This window comes from Thauera linaloolentis 47Lol = DSM 12138 (assembly GCF_000310205.1).
GTDB lineage: Bacteria > Pseudomonadota > Gammaproteobacteria > Burkholderiales > Rhodocyclaceae > Thauera > Thauera linaloolentis.
The window spans coordinates 1-233 of the sequence record NZ_AMXE01000215.1 but is presented as its reverse complement, the minus strand read 5'-3'; the positions used below and the strand labels follow the sequence as shown (position 1 = coordinate 233).

Annotated in this window: 1 protein-coding gene; it reads right to left on the bottom strand. The window is 65.7% G+C overall.

Features of this window, described 5'->3' with window-relative positions; genetic code table 11:
- A partial coding sequence (locus C666_RS19220) for a hydroxymethylglutaryl-CoA lyase-like TIM-barrel protein (RefSeq protein WP_503169800.1) occupies positions 1 to 206 on the bottom strand: 206 nt, incomplete at its 3' end.
- Positions 207 to 233 lie beyond the last annotated feature (27 nt).

Here is a 233-nt window from a genome sequence, read left to right as displayed (position 1 = left end):
TCGTCGCTGTGCGCCGGAAAGCCGTAGTTGACCGAGCTGCCGCCCAGGCCGTCGCCGTGGGTGACTTCGATCAGCGGGATGCCCGCGTCGTCCAGCCCCCGGGCGATGCTCTTCATCTGTTCGAGCGTCATCAGGTGGCGCTTGGGGTGCATGCCGTCCCGCAGGGTCATGTCGTGGACGGTGATCTTCTTGCCGCGCAGTTCCATGCTGATCTCCTTCAGGCCGCCATCACG